This window comes from Roseateles sp. P5_B10 (genome assembly GCF_056400485.1).
In genome coordinates, this window is the sequence record NZ_JBFULE010001349.1 from 1 (window position 1) to 888 (window position 888).

At 61.5% G+C, this 888-nt stretch carries 2 protein-coding genes; both read left to right on the top strand.

The genetic code is table 11. The features are described from left to right. Positions 1-213 (top strand): hypothetical protein (locus AC1DU6_RS33250; RefSeq protein ID WP_477862590.1); only part of this gene is annotated, 213 nt, incomplete at its 5' end. A 98-nt stretch (positions 214-311) separates the two neighbouring features. Then, positions 312-888, top strand: a 577-nt coding sequence (locus AC1DU6_RS33255; RefSeq protein WP_477862592.1) for a flagellin N-terminal helical domain-containing protein, incomplete at its 3' end; no start/stop codon positions are given.

Below are 888 nucleotides of genomic sequence, written 5' to 3' on the forward strand. Positions count from 1 at the left end.
GGCTTTGCAGATGCCTCTGTTCAAAAGATCACGCCCCTTGACAAAAGCGACTCAAGAAACGTGTCGGCCCGTCCGATAGCCATTGCAACGGCGCCGGCAACGGTTCCGTGGTCCGGCTGGAAAGCCGAGGCGATGTCCAAAGCTCAGGCGGCGGACGAGCTTCAACGGTTGACTGGCGTCGGGCGTAGCCACAAGGGCTTGCCTATTAGTTAGTAAGGCGAGTCTGCGTGGGCAGCACGGGTGCCTCACCCGGGCACTCGGGTCTTCGCCGGCGCTTTGCCGGGTCATCTCTAGCTAAAAGGAAGCGCATCATGCCCGCAGTTATCAATACCAACCTGCTGTCGCTCAACGCGCAGCGCAATGCCAGCTCCGCACAAAGCTCGCTGGCCACCTCCATGCAACGTCTGTCGTCCGGCCTGCGGGTGAACTCCGCACGTGACGACGCCGCCGGCCTGGCCATCGCGGAACGCATGAATTCCCAGGTCAAGGGAATGAATGTCGCCATCCGTAACGCCAACGACGGTATTTCGCTGTCGCAGACGGCTGAAGGCGCCCTGGGCAAAGTCAACGACATGCTGCAGCGCATGCGTGAACTGGCCGTGCAGTCCGCCAACGGTACCAACAACACCGACGACCGCACCGCGCTGAACAACGAGTTCACGCAGTTGCAGAGCGAAATCACCCGCCTGAGCACCAACACGACCTTCAACGGCCAGGCGGTGCTGACCAACACGACGTCGTTCAACTTCCAGGTCGGTGCCAACGCGACGGCCAACGACACCATCACCATCAGCGGCCAGAACATGCTGGGCACCACCACGGCAGTCGGCAAGAACGACGGCGCCCTGGCTGAAGTGGCCAACACGACCAACACCGACATCTCGAACG